The 17244-nt window shown below is 56.4% G+C and carries 11 protein-coding genes and 2 pseudogenes; 7 read left to right on the top strand and 6 right to left on the bottom strand.

Annotation, left to right across the window (positions count from 1 at the left end):
* Positions 1 to 2: 2 nt before the first annotated feature.
* Genes SIC15_RS04090 through SIC15_RS04080 form a run of 3 tightly spaced genes read right to left on the bottom strand, consistent with a single transcriptional unit; the run spans position 3 to position 2238 of the window.
* The gene (locus SIC15_RS04090) at positions 3 to 614 is read right to left on the bottom strand and encodes a type 4a pilus biogenesis protein PilO (protein WP_412537123.1); all 612 of its coding nucleotides are present in this window, start codon (positions 612 to 614) and stop codon (positions 3 to 5) included.
* Positions 614 to 1177: a PilN domain-containing protein gene (locus tag SIC15_RS04085; protein ID WP_412537122.1), complete on the bottom strand. Its 564-nt coding sequence runs from the start codon at positions 1175 to 1177 to the stop codon at positions 614 to 616. Before SIC15_RS04085 ends, SIC15_RS04090 begins: the two co-directional genes overlap by 1 nt.
* Positions 1177 to 2238 (bottom strand): pilus assembly protein PilM, encoded by a 1062-nt coding sequence (locus tag SIC15_RS04080; RefSeq protein WP_008170799.1) that lies wholly within the window; start codon positions 2236 to 2238, stop codon positions 1177 to 1179. The genes SIC15_RS04085 and SIC15_RS04080 overlap by 1 nt, the downstream gene beginning before the upstream one ends.
* 195 nt (positions 2239 to 2433) lie before the next feature.
* Between SIC15_RS04080 and SIC15_RS04075 the strand changes: the two genes are divergently transcribed.
* Positions 2434 to 4962: a penicillin-binding protein 1A gene (locus SIC15_RS04075; protein WP_412537121.1), complete on the top strand. Its 2529-nt coding sequence runs from the start codon at positions 2434 to 2436 to the stop codon at positions 4960 to 4962.
* 66 nt (positions 4963 to 5028) lie between these two features.
* Here the strand turns inward: SIC15_RS04075 and SIC15_RS04070 are convergent, their stop codons facing one another.
* From SIC15_RS04070 to rpmE, 3 genes and pseudogenes are all read right to left on the bottom strand, one after another.
* Positions 5029 to 6294 (bottom strand): malic enzyme-like NAD(P)-binding protein, encoded by a 1266-nt coding sequence (locus SIC15_RS04070; RefSeq protein WP_069185147.1) that lies wholly within the window; start codon positions 6292 to 6294, stop codon positions 5029 to 5031.
* Positions 6295 to 6568: 274 nt separating this feature from the next.
* On the bottom strand, positions 6569 to 7936 hold the full coding sequence (ltrA, locus tag SIC15_RS04065; RefSeq protein WP_053115127.1) for a group II intron reverse transcriptase/maturase: 1368 nt from the start codon (positions 7934 to 7936) through the stop codon (positions 6569 to 6571).
* A 423-nt stretch (positions 7937 to 8359) separates the two neighbouring features.
* Positions 8360 to 8583, bottom strand: a pseudogene (rpmE, locus tag SIC15_RS04060) (50S ribosomal protein L31).
* 256 nt (positions 8584 to 8839) lie between these two features.
* On the opposite strand from rpmE, the pseudogene SIC15_RS04055 reads away from it, so the two are divergent.
* The 6 genes and pseudogenes from SIC15_RS04055 (at position 8840) to hslU (ending at position 17208) form a co-directional block, all read left to right on the top strand.
* A pseudogene (locus SIC15_RS04055) lies at positions 8840 to 11027 on the top strand (primosomal protein N').
* Between the two features lie 200 nt (positions 11028 to 11227).
* The gene (locus SIC15_RS04050; protein WP_412537120.1) at positions 11228 to 12784 is read left to right on the top strand and encodes a hypothetical protein; all 1557 of its coding nucleotides are present in this window, start codon (positions 11228 to 11230) and stop codon (positions 12782 to 12784) included.
* Between the two features lie 131 nt (positions 12785 to 12915).
* Positions 12916 to 14601 (top strand): arginine--tRNA ligase, encoded by a 1686-nt coding sequence (gene argS / locus SIC15_RS04045; RefSeq protein WP_412537119.1) that lies wholly within the window; start codon positions 12916 to 12918, stop codon positions 14599 to 14601.
* A gap of 5 nt (positions 14602 to 14606) precedes the next feature.
* Positions 14607 to 15245 (top strand): SPOR domain-containing protein, encoded by a 639-nt coding sequence (locus SIC15_RS04040; protein WP_412537118.1) that lies wholly within the window; start codon positions 14607 to 14609, stop codon positions 15243 to 15245.
* A gap of 91 nt (positions 15246 to 15336) precedes the next feature.
* A complete protein-coding gene (gene hslV / locus SIC15_RS04035; protein ID WP_048497819.1) occupies positions 15337 to 15867 on the top strand; it encodes an ATP-dependent protease subunit HslV in 531 nt (176 codons plus the stop codon).
* Between the two features lie 12 nt (positions 15868 to 15879).
* The gene (hslU, locus tag SIC15_RS04030; protein WP_008170812.1) at positions 15880 to 17208 is read left to right on the top strand and encodes an HslU--HslV peptidase ATPase subunit; all 1329 of its coding nucleotides are present in this window, start codon (positions 15880 to 15882) and stop codon (positions 17206 to 17208) included.
* Positions 17209 to 17244 lie beyond the last annotated feature (36 nt).

Here is a 17244-nt window from a genome sequence, read left to right as displayed (position 1 = left end):
GCTCATTCTCCAGCCCGGTAGCGGTAAGTACGAGCTACAACCTGCATATCAAGCCGTTCTCCGTCTCCGCCAGTTGGTTTTATGGTCAAGTCGTGCAGTGTCACGATCCGAGGAAGGCTCGCCACACTGCTGACGAAAGATGCCAGCTCGTGGTAGGAACCAGACACCCGGATGTTGATTGGGAGCTCGGAATAGAAGTCCCGCCGCTGCTCCGACTGCAGCTTCACTTCCTGAAGCGCCAAGCCATTGCCCAGCGCCGTATTCGTAATGTCTTCCAATAAGCCCGGCACTTCGGTCTCACTCGGAAGCTGCCTTACCAGAGCACCAAAGGTTTCTTCCATTTCAGCCATCTGGGCCTTGAAGACCTCAAGATTAGCCACCTGGTAGGCCTTTTCTTCATAGGTCTTGCGCAGATCCTGCTCAGTGCGCTCGACACGCTCAAGCTGAGCGTACTGATCCTTGATAAAGAACCAGTACCCACCGCCAGCGATAAGCCCGAAGATAATCAGGATTACGATGAATTTAATGGGCGCAGGCCATATACCCGCGTTGTTGACATCAAGGTCGTTGATATCAAATTCATTGAGACTTTTGAGAGAGTCCGCGAGGCTCATTACTTATCCTCCCCTTCGGGCTCGGGCGTTTTCTGTTTAACCGACAGATTGAACTGGCTATAACCGGCCCGGCGACTGTCAGCAGCTGACACATTGGAGAGGTTGGGATCGGTAAACCATTCGGACTCTTCAAACTGACGCATCAGCGTAGAAACCCGACTATTAGACTCAGCCATCCCAACGATGGCGACGCGCTCACCAGTTCGCTTGAGGTCCGTATAGAAGAGACCATCAGGCAAAGTTCTCACCAACTCATCAAACACGCGCACGATCACGGGGCGCTTACCCTGGAGATCCTGAATGACCTGCATCCTGGCTAGAAGCTCATCACGCTTGCGTTTAAGGTTCTCGATTTCCTTGATCTGCTGATCAAGCTTTTTCGTGGCCGTTTCGATATAGGCATTCCGGGATTGCTGGTACGCAATCCGGCTGTCCATGTCGGTTTTCCAGAGGAAAACCAAACCACCGGCGATAATGGCGGCGCCAAGAATCATAACCACAAACTGCTTCTGTTTCTCGGCACGAAGTTCCTCGCGCCACGGTCGAAGGTTAATCTTTGCCATCAGTCGAAGCTCCTCATTGCCAGGCCGCAGGCAATCATCAGAGACGGCGCATCGTTACTGAGTGCCGATGCGTTGACCCGTGACCCGACCGCCATGTCTGCAAAAGGATTCGCGACCATAGTCGGTGTTCCCGTTTTTTCTTCGACCATCTCCGTCAGGCCCTGAATCGAGGCAGTACCACCTGCCAAAACCACATAGTCGACTGCATTGTACTGACTGGCACCAAAGAAGAACTGAAGCGCTCGGGCCACTTGCTGCACCACGGCCTCGCGAAACGGGGTCAGCACTTCGGATTCGTAGTCATCGGGCAGTCCGCCCTGCTTTTTGGCAAGTCCAGCTTCTTCCAGAGACAGACCATAGCGACGCTGAATTTCCTCGGTCAGTTGCTTGCCACCAAAAATCTGTTCGCGGGTGTAAACGGTTTTGCCGCCGGCCAAAACGCTCAGCGTGGTCATCGTGGCGCCGATATCAACAATCGCCACCACCAATTCTTCGCCCTGAGAGTCCAGCTGCGGCTCGATCAAAGCGTAGGCGCGCTCAAGGGCATAGGCCTCAACATCAACCACCTTGGTGGTGAGTGAAGCAATCTCGAGTGCATCTTCCCGAATGTCGACATTTTCCTTTCGGCATGCTGCCAGAAGCACATCTACCTGGTCGGGGTTACTTTCGGAAGGTCCCTGAACCTCAAAATCGATGGCCACTTCATCCAGCGGGTATGGAATATACTGATCGGCCTCGAGGGCAATCTGATCTTCCATCTCGAATTCGTTGAGGCCACCATCCATCTGGATGACCTTGGTGATTACCGCCGAACCTGATACCGCAACTGCTACCTGCTTTACGCCGGAACGGGACTTGGAAGCCACGCGCTTCATCACTTCGCCCACGGCTTCCACGTCGGTAATGTTCTTTTCCACCACGGCATTGGCCGGCAATGGCTCAACCGCGTAGCTCTCGACCTTATAACGGTCGCCCTGCTTCGACAGCTCCAGAAGTTTGACCGAGCTGGAGCTTATATCCACGCCCAGCACTGCACTGGATTTCTTTCCTAATCCAAACACGCGCTCACCCTATACCTGGTTAGATGCACCCGGTTACGTAACTTATGTGTTTTTTATTTAAGAGAATTTCTTCACCATTCCGTCTACAATGCCTGTTCTTCTTTAATTGAGAACCATTGCGACGGTGAAGCGACTCTTCCTTCCTAAAGCAATTTCTCAAATGATAGACCTATATCCAACAGTTGTCAGAAAAAAATGTCTCATTTGTTGCGCACATCTCGCCTTTTTGCCTGGTTGTTTCTTACCGGACTGAGTGTCGCCGTTATCGTAACCTCAGGCTTTTATCTTTACCTTCGCCCTGGCCTTCCGCCGGTACATCAGCTTCTGGACATCAAGCTTCAGACTCCATTACGGGTCTATAGCAAAGACAACAGATTAATAGCAGAATTCGGTGAAAAGAGAAGGGCACCCATCACAATCGAACAGATCCCAACAATTCAGTTACAAGCCTTTATGGCAGCTGAAGACGCGCGTTTTTATGAGCACTTTGGGGTCGACATCAAAGGCCTGGCGCGGGCTGCCATCGAACTGGTCTCAACCGGCGAGATCCAGTCCGGGGGCAGCACCATCACAATGCAGGTTGCAAAAAATTACTTTTTGTCACGGGACAGAACCTTTATCCGGAAGTTCAACGAGATACTTCTGGCTCTTCAGATTGAACGTGAACTGGACAAAAACCGCATTCTCGAGCTTTACCTGAACAAGATCTATCTGGGCAATCGAGCCTATGGCATAGCTGCCGCTGCACAGGTTTATTACAACAAGCCAGTATCCGAACTGTCGCTGGCCCAGATGGCTATGCTGGCCGGCCTACCCAAGGCGCCCTCGGCCTTCAACCCGCTGGCCAACCCGGACCGTGCAATGATTCGCCGGAACTGGATCCTCGGGCGCATGAGAGACCTGGGGTACATCACTCCGGACGCCCATGGACTTGCCGTTTCGGCCCCCATCACCGCCAGCTATAACAGCACGGAAACGGAAGTCGACGCCGACTATGTTGCTGAGATGGCACGATCTGAAATGGTTCGGCGGTTTGGCGAAGACGCCTACACTGATGGCTATACCGTCACTCTGACGGTTGACGGCGAAAAGCAACAGATTGCCACCAAAGCGCTCAGGAACGGCCTGGAAGCCTATGATCGACGCCACGGTTTTCGCGGCCCAATCGGGCAGATCGAAGAGGACACTCTCGCTACGAGCGAATTATCCGACGTCATCCTGAATTACCCCAGGGTCGAGTCCTTGCTGCCGGCAATCGTCGAGGAGGTTGACGACGAATCGGGCAAAGTACGTGTTTACGCACGCGTCGTCGGCCCCGCCATTATGCCGTTCGAAACCATGACTTGGGCGAGGCGCTACAAAACCGAAAATCTGACCGGACCAGAACCCGAGAAACCTTCGGATGTTGTTTCGCCTGGCGACGTGGTCTATGTGCGCGCTCAGGAGCCAGTCCAGGCTTCCTCAGAAGCTGATGCCGACGAGAGCAGTCCGCAGGTTGACGATCCGGAGCAGCCGACTGCTGCGACCGTGGCACTTGCCCAGATCCCGAGGGTAGAAGGCGCACTGATTTCACTGGAAGCCAAAACCGGTGCTATACAGGCACTGGCAGGGGGCTACAGCTTCGGTCAAAGCAAATACAACCGGGCCATTCAGGCGCGCAGACAGCCGGGCTCGACTTTCAAGCCGTTTCTCTACCTGAGCGCCCTTGAAAGCGGCATGACGCCAGCCACTATTTATAACGATGCGCCCATCGTGTTCGACGACTCCGAACTGGAGACCGCATGGCGGCCGCAGAACTCCTCCGGACAGTTTTATGGCCCGACCCGGCTTCGCGAAGCGCTCTATCGCTCACGAAACCTGGTTTCTATCAGACTCCTGCGAGACTTGGGTATTGAAAAAACGCTCAATTACCTCGCACAACTGGAAATCCCTACCGAAAACATGCCCGACAACCTGTCATTGTCGCTCGGCAGCGGCCAGTTGACGCCAATGGAACTGGCCAGAGGCATGGCTGTAATTGCCAACGGCGGTTATGACGTCGAACCTTACCTGATCGAGACGATCAGCGACTTCAGCGGCGAGATCATCTACCAGGCCCCGAAAACCATCCTGTGCGATGAAAACTGCAATGAGGTTGCAGAACAAGCGATCCCGGAAACGGACGAAAGCGACGCCGCTACGCCGGCAAATGCATCGCAAGGCAACGAAGAGCCGCCGGAGATTCGCGTGATGCCCAGACTGGCGGACGAGCGCGCCGTCTTCATTCTGCACTCGATGATGCAGGATGTAATTCGCCGCGGTACTGGCCGGCGTGCGCTGGCCCTGGGCCGGGACGACATCGCCGGCAAAACCGGCACCACCAACGAGCAGAAGGACACCTGGTTCGCCGGCTTCAATCACGATATCGCCACGACAACCTGGGTTGGATTCGACCAACCGGCACCGCTTGGCAGACGTGAATTCGGCGCCAGCACTGCGCTACCGATCTGGCTGGACTACATGGAAGTTGCACTCGAAGGGGCGCCCTCTTCCTTTATGCCCCGCCCGAACGGGATCGTAAATATCCGCATCAATCCCGAGACTGGGCAGCGCGCCAGACCTGGCGAGGACGGTGTCTTTGAGGTCTTCCGGGAAGCGGACGCACCACCGCCGCTGACGTCAGACACCGACGGTGATCGGAACGGAGGTTCTGAGGAAGACGATCTGTCACGCAGAATCTTCTGATTTGCAAACCGGCACAAAAAAACCGGCGGGATCACCGCCGGTTTTTTTATTATCCAGAGGAACAGATCAGATAATGTCGTCCATGGATTTGAGCGGGTAGTGCGCAGGGTAGGCATTGCGGGCAACCCCGGAATCTACAGCAGCGCGAGCAACGGCTGCGGGCACCACTTCAAGCAAGCGCACATCCATCGGCTTGGGAATGATGTACTCTTTTCCGAACTCAAAGCTATCCACGCCATAGGCCTCACAGATTTCCTGAGGCACCGGCTCTTTTGCAAGCTCACGAATCGCATTGACAGCCGCCACCTTCATCTCCTCATTGATGGCAGTTGCACGAACGTCCAACGCGCCACGGAAAATGAATGGGAAGCCCAATACGTTGTTAACCTGGTTCGGATAATCGGACCGGCCTGTAGCCATGATCAGGTCATCGCGGGTTGCCAGGGCAACTTCCGGACTGATTTCCGGATCAGGGTTGGAGCAGGCAAACACGATAGGCTTCGGAGCCATTTTCTTGAGCTGGTCGGCAGTCAGCAGATCCGGGCCAGACAGGCCAAGGAATACATCAGCACCATCAATAGCATCATCAAGGGTACGCCTGTCAGTGTCGTTGGCGAACATCGCCTTGTACTGATTCAGATCATCACGACCAGAGTGGATCACACCCTTGCGGTCGAGCATGAAGATGTTCTCAGAGCGAATACCGCAGCTGATCAGCAGCTTCATGCAGGCAATAGCGGCGGCACCAGCACCCAGGCACACCACTTTCGCCTCTTCAATTTTTTTACCCTGCAGCTCTAGGGCATTGATCATGCCGGCTGCAGTTACGATAGCAGTACCATGTTGATCATCGTGGAAGATCGGCACGTTGCACTTCTCGATGAGCGCGCGCTCGACCTCGAAACACTCAGGCGCCTTGATGTCTTCCAGATTGATGCCACCAAAGGTGTCTGCAATCCGCTCAACTGTTTCAATAAACGCCTGCGGGCTTTCGGAATTGACCTCAATATCGAAAACATCAATTCCGGCAAAGCGCTTGAACAGTACGCCCTTGCCTTCCATAACCGGCTTGCTTGCCAGCGGACCCAGGTTACCCAGACCAAGAATCGCAGAACCGTCGGAGATAACAGCCACCAGGTTGCCCTTGGCGGTGTACTTGTATGCGTTCTCCGGGTCCTTTGCGATCTCGCGGACCGGTTCGGCAACCCCGGGGCTATACGCCAGGGAAAGGTCGCGGGAAGTTTTGGTTGGCTTGGTGATTTCAACACTCAGCTTACCAGGCCGCGGCTTGGCGTGATATTCAAGGGCTGCTTCTTTCAGATCTTGAGACATTGCCACTGTTCCGTTTGTCACGTTTAAAGGTAATGAACCGCCGGAGCCAGGGAACCTCCCCATCCAGCGGAGCGCGCCATTATGGCCCGCCAGACCCGAAACGACAAGTGGCTCATGAACATTTTGTGAACAGTCAATAGTGCTAATTGCGTATGTATGCAATCAATACAGTATGATCTTCGGGCAATCGGGATAGGGGGGAGCCATGAGGCTCCACCCCTCCCACACCACCCGGCATGCGGGTCCGCACCGGGCGGTTCGAGACGTTGAGGGTTCACGAGAGTCTCGGCACTCCCAACCGGTCGAAGTAGGCAATCGTCAGGACATTGTGGATGGCAGAGCGACTGTTGTGCCACCAGCGGCGACTCAGAGCCGCCACAGATTCAGCCACCCAGGAACTGGCACCCAACCGGACCAGCTCCCGGTAGATCGTCTTACCCCGCCGCCACTGCCGGAGGTGGAGCATTCTCAGACGACGACGTATCCACTCATCCAGTGATCGCCAGATGCGTGGCGTTTGCGCCAGCCTGAAGTACCCTTTCCAGCCGAGCAGGTATCGGCGGAGTTGCTCTACCACCTGTTCAATACTGCGACCCCCTGATCCCCGGGTCAGTTGCCGGATCCGGAGCTTGAACGCCTGTAACGCCCTGGTGGATACCGCGCGTCGAACCTCAGCGTTCCTCCCTTGCCACAGGGCATAGCCGAGGAACTTGCGCCCGAACACGCTGGTCACCGCGCTCTTGGCTTCGTTAATCACCAGACGCAACTTTCCATAACAGCGGCGGAGTAACTGCATGACCCGTTCTCCCGCCTTGTGGCTGCGAACGTAGACGTTGCAGTCATCGGCGTAACGGGCGAAGCAGTGCCCCCGGCGTTCCAGCACTTTATCCACCTCGTCCAGCAGAACGTTGGCCAACAACGGCGACAATGGCCCGCCTTGCGGCGTGCCCTCGTGCCGATCCATGACCACACCACCGTCCATGATGCCCGCGTTCAGGTACGCACGAACCAGCCGGATAACGCCGGGGTCGTTTATGCGTTTCTTCAGGCGGTCGATCAGGATGTCGTGGTTGACCCGGTCGAAGAACTTCGACAGGTCGACGTCCACCACGATATGGCGGCCCTGTTGGGCGTAACGCTGCGCAGCCAACACGGCGTCGTGGGCCCGACGGCCCGGGCGGAAGCCGTAGCTGTGCTCGCTGAAGGTGGGATCAATCAGAGGTTGCAGCACTTGCAACAGTGCCTGTTGAATCAGACGATCAGTGACGGTGGGGATGCCCAGTTCCCGCTCACTGCCGTCCGGCTTCGGGATGCCTACCCGACGGACGGGCTGTGGTTGGTAGGCGCCGCTCAGCAGGTGCTGGCGAAGCTCAGGCCACGCCCATCGCAGGTGTTCCGCGGTTTGGGCAATGTCCAACCCGTCCACACCTGCCGCTCCCTTGTTGGCCTTCACGCGCTTCCATGCCCGCTGCATATTCTCTCGTGCGAACGCCTGCTCAAGCAGGCTTCGCCCTGCGCCTTCCGGTTCTTGTCGCGGGAGTCCTGCTTCATCGCTCATCGCCTTCGGCAAGGCTTCACCTGTCCGTTGCGCGATCCGCCCCGCTGGCGCGGGCATCTGATGCCGTACAGTGCTCATCGACAAGGCGTTTGACGCTCCTTCTCGTTCGGCCCTTCGCCCTGTGTTAGCGGTTACTATGGCCTCTGCTGACTTCTCGCTCCGTGTTGCCACGTCGCCCTTTCAGGCATGAGGCGAGATCTCCCCGGGTAAGAACACACTCCTTCGCCGCACAACCGCCGGATTTACACCACTTCGCCTTGGCCACAAGAGCTTCGCGGCTTTTGGCCCGCTCGCCCTGCTTGGCAGTGCCTCATATCCGATTCTTGTTCATCGGCTCACGGTTTACGCTCCACGCTTCCTCCCCACGGTCGGTCACCCTTCCGCAGTTGCGCTTCACTTCGTTCGCTGTGGCCAGCTCACGGGAGGACTTGCACCTCCAGGAGTGCGCCCATGCCGGGCGCACCAAAAAAAAGCGCCCGAAGGCGCTTTCTCTTACATCCAGTGCGATCAGTCTTTTTTGCCGCCGATGCGGCCACCGAAACGCTTCTGGAAACGGTCGATACGACCACCGGTATCCATAACTTTCTGCTTGCCAGTATAGAACGGGTGGCACTGGGAAACATACGTCCAGCTGCAGATCATGGGTGTAGGTAGAGCGAGTCTTGAACGTGTTACCGCAGGAAACAGGTGGCGGTAATCTCTTCGTACTTGGGGTGGATACCTTCTTTCATGGTGAACCTCGTTAGGTCATGCCGCTACCTGATCGCGGGGCATCTTGATTACCCAGGCGCCAGGCACCGCACGTTTGAATCAATTGAGAAGACGGGGCACAATCATGCCCAGCCGGAAAACAGACCGCGAATCTTACTTGCAATTAGTGTCGCAGGCAAGCACCACCCTGACTTCCGGACCCGCCCATTCCGGATTTCGCGGCTGAGCGCCGACTGAAAACAGGATAAGGAAAAAAACCGTGACACCTCTCATCCAGTGGAGCACTCAGTGCCATTGATTGCACGCATCGCCCTGAATCGTCCTCTGCGTCGACTCTTTGATTACATTATTCCAGAAGACCTTGAGTTGACGCCGGGCCAGAGAGTGCGAATCCCCTTTGGGCGACAGCAGACAACGGGTCTGGTTGTAGAGGTGGGGCGTTGAGCCGCCCCCTGGCATAAAGCTCAAGCCGCTATCCTCGGCTATGGAGGAGTGGCCGGCATTACCGCAAGAAACGTTCAAACTTCTCAGCTGGGCGAGCGGCTATTATCAGCACCCCTTGGGCGAATGCCTGTTCACCGCCCTGCCCCCCGCCCTCAGGCGGGGGCGAATCGCCGAAGAGAAAACGGAGCAGTGGTGGTATACACGTGACAACACTGCGACCTTGCCTGCGAAAGCCTATAAACAGAAGGCGCTTTTCGATTGGCTACGCCAACAGCCGAGGGGTGCCCCGACAAAGGATATCCTGCAGGCCGGTTTCGCCCGGGCGCAGCTCAATGCACTACGCGAGAAGCAGCTGATTGAGCCGATTTTGCCGCCCCAGCCGAATTCACTTGCAGAAGATTCTGAGCTTGATGCTCGAAGACCCGAACTGTCCGCGGCCCAGGCTTCAGCCGCAGAAGAGCTGGCTGTTCCCGGTGAAAGGTTTGGCGTTTCACTCTTATACGGCATCACCGGCAGCGGAAAAACCGAGATCTACCTGCACTATCTGAAACAACATCTCGGGGCCAAGGATCAGGCCCTTGTGCTGGTTCCAGAGATCAATCTCACGCCGCAGACCGTTGCCCGCTTCCAGCACTATTTCGGCGAGAGAATCGTTGTCTGGCACTCAGCCCTGAACGACGGAGAGCGCCTGTCTACCTGGCTAAAAGTCCGCAACGGTGAGCCGGTCATCCTGGTGGGCACCCGATCAGCTGTGTTACTCCCCTTCACCAGCCTTCGCACCATCATTGTCGATGAGGAACACGACAGTTCCTACAAGCAGGGCGAAGGTTTCCGGTATTCGGGCCGCGACCTGGCGGTTTATCGGGCGCACTTGAACAACTGCCCGATCATCCTCGGATCGGCGACTCCGTCACTGGAATCCGTACATAACGCGGAGCAGAAGAAATATCATCTGGTGAGGCTTGAGGAACGGGCCGGCAATGCAGCTCCACCCGACATCAGTCTGCTGGACATTCGCAGCCGCCCCCTGGAGGGCGGCCTGTCCCGGCCCGCCCTGACCGCCATAGAGCAGACCCTTACAAAAGGCGAGCAGGCGCTGGTCTTTGTCAATCGACGGGGCTTTGCCCCGGTGATGATGTGCTTCGACTGCGGCCACATGGTCGAGTGCCCCCGGTGCGATACCCGCTTGACCTACCACCGCCGGGACCGGGCCATGCGGTGCCACCACTGCGACTACCAAACGGCTGCCACAGAACACTGCCCAAAATGCCACAGCGATGCCTTCAAACCTGTCGGCCAGGGCACAGAAAGGACCGAAGACATACTCGCCAGCGCTTTCCCGGACACTCCTGTGGTACGGGTGGATCGCGACAGCACTCAGCGCAAAGGCAGCATTCAGGGCATTCTGAAGCAGGTGAACAGCGGTAAACCCTGCGTGCTCGTCGGTACCCAGATGCTGGCCAAAGGACACGACTTCCCGAACGTCACACTCGTGGTCGTGGTCAACGCCGACGGCGGACTTTTCAGCGTGGATTTTCGCGCACCCGAACAGCTTATCCAGACCCTTTTGCAAGTCAGCGGCCGCGCCGGCCGCGGCACAAAGCCCGGCAAAGTCCTGGTACAAACCTGCCACAGCGACCACCCCTTACTGCGGACGCTTTGCGAAGGCCGGTATCTCGATATCGCCGACCAACTCCTGAAAGAGCGGGAAGAAGGTCAGTTTCCGCCGTTCCGGGCTATGGCTATCTTCAGGGCAGAAGCCGATACCATGGAGAAGAGCCTTCAGGTACTGGACACGATAAAACCTCTCACCAACGCTGCAGGCATCGAAACCTGGGGACCACTGCCCGCCATGATTGCCCGGCGTGCCGACAAGCACCGGGCCCAGCTTGTCCTCAACGCCCGAAACAGGAAAAAACTGAATCAATTGTTAACCGGAATCTGCCAGGAGCTGGACCAGAGAAAGCTACCTGCCGGCACAAAATGGATGATTGATGTTGATCCTCAGGAAACCGGCTAATTTGCGACGTAACCCTCCATCATTTCACAGTTTTTTACACAAATCCGGGCTCTCTCAATTTGCATTTGTATGCCCTGTGCTAAGATCCATTCGATCTATTAAATGATTTTTAATTGCAGAAATCATATATGCGGTTCTCGTGCAGGGAATCCGCTTTATGGATAGCTTCTACACCAAAATGGAAAACATGGAGATTGGAAATGTCAGGGAAATTCCTTGCACGGGTATCGACTTTGTCGATGGTTTTAACACTTGCCGCCTGTGGCGGCGATGACGCATCCGCACCAATCGTAAACGTCGGAACAGGTGACAGCTCGAGCCCAACAGGCAACACCAACACAGGTGGCGACTCGACTAATGACAGCAACACGCCAAGCCGATCCATTGCGATCGGCACTAGCTCAGGCAGTTCCTTTATTGATGGCCAAATATCCGCTTCGACCGAAAATCTTGGCTCCGGCGGAAAGTCCTACCTGGAGGTGTCTGTCGTTGACCAAAACAGCGCAAACGGGTTGGTGACCGGAGAAAATGTAGAGATAAGTTTTAGCTCCTCTTGTCTGGACAATTCGAGAGCCTCTCTTTCTGCAAACCCAGTGACTGTATCGTCAGGCGTCGCTCGGACAACCTACACCGCACTGGGTTGCGCTCCGCAAGACCTGATAACGGCCTCGGTTGCCGGTAATGGAGCTGAAGCCAACGTGCTTCTTAACATCGCGCCCCCTGAGGCAGTAGATTTAGTTGCATCTCAGCCTCAACCAAATTCCATTGCTCCGAAAGGACAGTCAATAGAGGGCAGGAAAAGCGTTGCCAAGGTTACGTTCACACTAGAAGACGAGTCCGAAAATGGTGTCCTTGGCTCAATCGTCGAGTTTTCTCTTTTCCCAGCGGACTCGGATGTAACACTCACTCAAACATCGGGTGAAACAGACGATTCGGGCCAAGTGGTAGCCAGCGTAGAAGCCGGCACAACCAATGCGGTGATTCGTGTAGTTGCAACGACTACCAGCGCCTCTGGAGAATCTATCTCAACCACGTCAGCTCCTATCGCAGTAAACTCTTACATCCCGACTGACGCCAATTTCTCCTTGAGCATCGACAACTTCCTGCCAAACGCCATGAATATTGACGGAGTCACGGTAGGTGTCAGCATTGCAGCTGCCGACCGATATGGAGACGCGATCAGGGGTAACACTATAGTCAACTTCACCACCTCCAATGGCTCGATCACACCCGATTGCGTGCTTGATGATGCCGGCAAATGCAACGTAACCTGGAGCAGCCTTGCCACCAGGGAGGCGCGCCCAAAAATTTATGCTTACACACAGGGTGAAAAAGTCGTCTCCGGCACTGATTGTTACCTACCAACCAGCAATTGCACTTATGAACAGGCAACTGTTGAACAATTGGCAACCATCGTCCAATCCAGTTCTGACGGAGTAAATGTGTCAATCTCTAACACTGGCGGCAACGAGTATTGCGCAACAACGTTCGTAGAAGTCAGGGACGGATCTTCGACTTCGCAAGTTGTCCCGCCCTCTGGAACAACCATCGACTTCAGCGCGACAGAGGGCACCATTATCAACGAAAGCCAGGCATCCAAAACCATCGGAACGGGATCAGCTCTGGTATTCGATTCCGAATTCCGGACCTGCATTATTGCAGAGGCAAATAACGATCCAGCTGAGCCGCCGAGGCTCAATGTGGTGGTTACGCCTCCCGGCGGAGACGTCGTAGAAGCATTTACTCCCTTGTTCTAAATCCAACCAAGCCCGGCACCCGCCGGGCTTTTTGCTTGCAGCCAAACTTTCCGCGATAATAGCCGCCTTCTGTTTTCAAAGGGCCTCCTGCCCCGAACCCAATTCTTCTGTAAACCGAGTCATCTGACAGCATGAAAGAGACCGTTTCCGATCTGCTCCAGTCCGCACTGGCAGCACTCCAAGCCGATGGCACCCTGCCTGCGGACCAATCCTTCACTCCACAGGTGGGCAATACCAAGGACAAGTCCCATGGCGACTATGCCTGCAATATTGCTCTGGTTGCCTCTAAGGCCGCCGGCTGCCCGCCTCGAAAGCTGGCGGAGGCGCTCATCGGGAAACTGCCCGAGAGCAATGCGGTGGAAAAAGTGGAAATTGCCGGGCCCGGTTTCATCAACTTCTTTATGAGCACTGCCAGTGCTTTTGAAGTGGTCAACACCATATTGGATGAAGGCGACCGTTTCGGCCGCAACAATCAGGGTCAGGGTGAGAAGGTTCAGGTGGAGTTTGTTTCGGCCAACCCCACAGGCCCCCTTCATGTTGGTCACGGCCGTGGCGCGGCGATCGGTGACTGCCTGTGCCGACTGCTGGAAGCCAACGGGTACGATGTCACCCGGGAGTTCTATTACAACGACGCCGGCGCCCAGATTGATAACCTGGCGCTCTCCGTCCAGGCTCGTGTGAAAGGTCTGACGCCGGACGACGAGAGCTGGCCGGCCGATGGCTACCGGGGCGATTACATCGTCGATGTTGCCAATGCCTACCTTGCGGCCGACACCGTTACCGCGGACGACCGGGAAGTGACCGCCAAGGCGGACCCGGAAGACCGCGATGCCATCCGCGAATTCGCTGTCGCCTACCTGCGCCGGGAGCAGGACCTGGATCTGAAAGCCTTTGGTGTTCAGTTCGACGTCTATTTCCTGGAATCCTCCCTGTATGAGGACGGCAAGGTTGAAGCCACGGTCAAGCGGCTGCAGGAAAATGGCTACACCTATGAGCAGGATGGCGCCATGTGGCTGAAAACCACCGAGTTTGGCGATGACAAAGACCGGGTCATGCGCAAGAAGGACGGTGGCTACACCTACTTCCTGCCGGATGTTGCCTATCACCTGGACAAGTGGCAACGGGGTTTTACCACCGTTATCAACGAACAAGGTGCCGATCACCACTCTACCGTTACCCGCGTTCGCGCCGGCTTGCAGGCGCTGAATGCCGGCATTCCGGAAGGCTGGCCGGACTACGTACTGCACCAAATGGTCATGGTGACCCGCTCAGGCCAGGAGGTAAAAATCTCCAAACGCGCTGGCAGTTACGTGACCGTTCGGGACCTGATTGATGAAGTTGGCCGCGATGCAACCCGGTTCTTCCTGGCCGCGCGTCGGGTGGATTCCCAGTTGACCTTCGATATCGATCTGGCTCGCTCCCAGACCAATGAAAACCCGGTCTATTACGTCCAGTATGCCCACGCCCGAATCTGCAGCGTGCTTCGAAAACTGGCAGAGGAAGGCGTGGAGCGTGACCGAAACGAATGCCTCGGCGATCTCTCACTGTTGACGCTTGATGAGGAGAAGGACCTGGCCAATCAGCTTGCCAAGTATCCGGAGCTCATTGCCAACTCCGCCGCCCAACGTGAGCCACACCACCTCACGCACTACCTGCGAGATCTGGCAGGCCAGTTCCACACGTATTACAACGCCCACAAGGTATTGATTGAAGATACCGCCGTTCGTGATGCCAGGGTCAGCCTCTACCTTGCCATCCGGCAGGTCATCGCCAACGGTCTGGACCTGCTGGGCGTCAGCGCACCGGAAGAGATGTAAAACGAATGTCCCGAGATTACGCCCGCAAGGACAGACCTTCCAAGGCCTCGGCCACTTCGCGCAAAAAGCCCGCGAGACAGGCAAAGCCGAAGGCCGCCCGGCCAAAGCCAGCGGCCAGTGCCCGCTCCCAGCACGGCGGCCTGTCACTCAAGTGGATACTGTCCCTCGCAGCCGTGGGCGGCTTTATCGGGTTTATCGTCTACCTGAACTCTTTGCCAACGAGCCCGCATTCCCAGCAGCCGGCAGTCACCGAAAAGCCGGCCCAGAAACCGGCGAAAACGCCTGCAGAGACCGCGAAAGCAGAAGATAAACCCGGGTTCCGCTTCTACGAAATGCTGCCGGAATCCGAGGTTGTGCCGCCCAAAGTCGAAGAATACACGCCCGGACCAACGCAAACAGATTTCAATTATCTGCTTCAATCCGGCTCCTTCCGCAGCAAGGAAGACGCGGAACGACAGCGGGCCCAGATCGCTTTCCAGGGTTTGCGGGCAAGCACCCAGAGGATTGACCTGGACAATGGCTCCGTCTGGTATCGCGTCAATGTTGGCCCCTTCACCTCCCGAAGCCAGATGAACTCCGCTATCGACAAACTGGTCTCCCTGAATATCCAGCCACTGGTCCGGAAGATCCCCAAGGAAGGCTGATCTTTCCGGGCCGCGCACGAACACCTTGAATTCGCCACGCAAGCCACCATAACAACGGGATACCAATTTCAATCAGGCAATTGGAGCCCAAATGACTACCATTCTTTCCGTCAGGCGCGATGACGAAGTTGCCATGGGTGGCGACGGCCAGGTTTCCCTCGGCAACACCGTAATGAAAGGCAATGCCCGGAAGGTACGCCGCCTATACAACGGCAAGGTGATCGCCGGTTTTGCGGGCGGCACCGCCGATGCGTTTACCCTTTTTGAGCGCTTTGAAGCCCAGCTTGAGAAGCACCAGGGCAACTTGACCCGAGCCGCTGTGGAGTTGGCGAAAGACTGGCGAACAGACCGGGCGTTGCGAAGGCTCGAGGCCCTGCTGGCCGTTGCGGACAAAACCGCCTCACTGATCATCACCGGCAACGGCGATGTGATCGAGCCGGAGCAGGGACTGATTGCCATCGGTTCGGGTGGTCCCTTTGCCCAGGCCTCAGCCCGGGCCCTGCTGGAAAACACCGACCTGTCAGCACACGAGATTGTTGAAAAAGGTCTGGATATCGCCGCCGATATTTGTATCTACACCAACCACAATCGCACCCTTGAAGTGCTCTCCAAAAACGACTGATCCGGAGCGACCATGTCTGCAATGACTCCCCGTGAGATTGTCCACGAGCTCAACAAACACATCGTGGGCCAGGAAGAAGCCAAGCGGGCGGTGGCTATCGCCCTGAGAAATCGCTGGCGCCGGATGCAGCTCGACAGTAGCCTGCGCGATGAGATCACACCCAAGAACATTCTGATGATCGGTCCCACGGGTGTGGGCAAGACCGAGATTGCCCGGCGCCTCGCAAAATTGGCCGATGCCCCGTTTCTGAAAGTGGAGGCTACCAAATTCACCGAAGTCGGCTACGTCGGCCGTGACGTGGAATCCATCATTCGTGATTTGGCGGATATGGCCGTCAAAATGCTGCGCGAAGCAGAGATGAAACGCCACGAGGAGCGGGCACTGGATGCCGCGGAAGAGCGTATTCTGGACGCATTGATCCCGCCGCCCAGGGATTTCGGCGAGGACAGCCAGCGCAGCTCCGATTCCTCTACTCGCCAGCTATTCCGCAAGAAACTCCGCGAGGGCGAGCTGGATGACAAGGAAATCGAGATCGACCTGCGCAACTCCAGCGCCGGGGTGGAAATCATGGCGCCCCCGGGAATGGAGGAGATGACCAACCAGCTCCAGAGCATGTTCTCAAACCTGTCCTCCGACAAGCGAAAAACACGGAAGATGAAGGTTTCAGACGCCCTCAAGCGGGCCAAAGAAGAAGAGGCTGCCAAGCTGGTCAACGAAGAAGAGATCAAACAGAAAGCCATTCAGGCCGTCGAGCAGAATGGGATCGTATTCGTGGACGAGATCGACAAGGTCGCCAAGCGATCGGAGAACACCTCGTCGGATGTCTCTCGGGAGGGCGTCCAGCGTGATCTGCTCCCATTAATCGAGGGCAGCACCGTGAGCACGAAATACGGGTCTGTGCGCACCGATCATATTCTGTTTATCGCTTCCGGCGCGTTCCACCTATCCAAGCCCTCGGATCTCATTCCGGAGCTGCAGGGCCGCTTGCCGATCCGCGTTGAACTCCAGGCACTGACACCGGAGGACTTCAAACGCATCCTGACCGAGCCGGATGCCTCCCTGGTGCAGCAGTACGAGGCGTTGATGCTGACGGAAGGCGTAAAACTGACCTTCCGGGAAGATGCCATTGCCCGAATTGCCGAGGTTGCCTGGAAAGTAAACGAGAGCACAGAAAACATCGGTGCCCGTCGGCTGCATACCGTCCTTGAGCGGTTGCTGGAGACACTGTCCTTCGATGCCGGCGACAAGGTTACCGATGGCTTTGAGGTAACCGCCGAATACGTGGATGAAAAGCTTGGAGAGTTGTCCGAAGACGAGGATCTGAGCCGGTATATCCTGTAAGTGTGAATAAGGGTTCAGATGAAACGATCATCTGAC

It is taken from the genome of Marinobacter sp. MIT932201, assembly GCF_047123295.1.
Taxonomy (GTDB): Bacteria; Pseudomonadota; Gammaproteobacteria; order Pseudomonadales; family Oleiphilaceae; genus Marinobacter; species Marinobacter salsuginis.
Note: the sequence above shows the minus strand (reverse complement) of the source record. Positions and strands in the feature narration are given on the sequence as shown.

Coding starts and splice junctions, on each gene's coding strand:
- SIC15_RS04090 (WP_412537123.1), bottom strand. CDS start 614: ATGAGCCTCGCGGACTCTCTCAAAAGTCTCAATGAATTTGATATCAAC.
- SIC15_RS04085 (WP_412537122.1), bottom strand. CDS start 1,177: ATGGCAAAGATTAACCTTCGACCGTGGCGCGAGGAACTTCGTGCCGAG.
- SIC15_RS04075 (WP_412537121.1), top strand. CDS start 2,434: ATGTCTCATTTGTTGCGCACATCTCGCCTTTTTGCCTGGTTGTTTCTT.
- SIC15_RS04070 (WP_069185147.1), bottom strand. CDS start 6,294: ATGTCTCAAGATCTGAAAGAAGCAGCCCTTGAATATCACGCCAAGCCG.
- SIC15_RS04050 (WP_412537120.1), top strand. CDS start 11,228: ATGTCAGGGAAATTCCTTGCACGGGTATCGACTTTGTCGATGGTTTTA.
- argS (WP_412537119.1), top strand. CDS start 12,916: ATGAAAGAGACCGTTTCCGATCTGCTCCAGTCCGCACTGGCAGCACTC.
- SIC15_RS04040 (WP_412537118.1), top strand. CDS start 14,607: ATGTCCCGAGATTACGCCCGCAAGGACAGACCTTCCAAGGCCTCGGCC.
- hslV (WP_048497819.1), top strand. CDS start 15,337: ATGACTACCATTCTTTCCGTCAGGCGCGATGACGAAGTTGCCATGGGT.
- hslU (WP_008170812.1), top strand. CDS start 15,880: ATGTCTGCAATGACTCCCCGTGAGATTGTCCACGAGCTCAACAAACAC.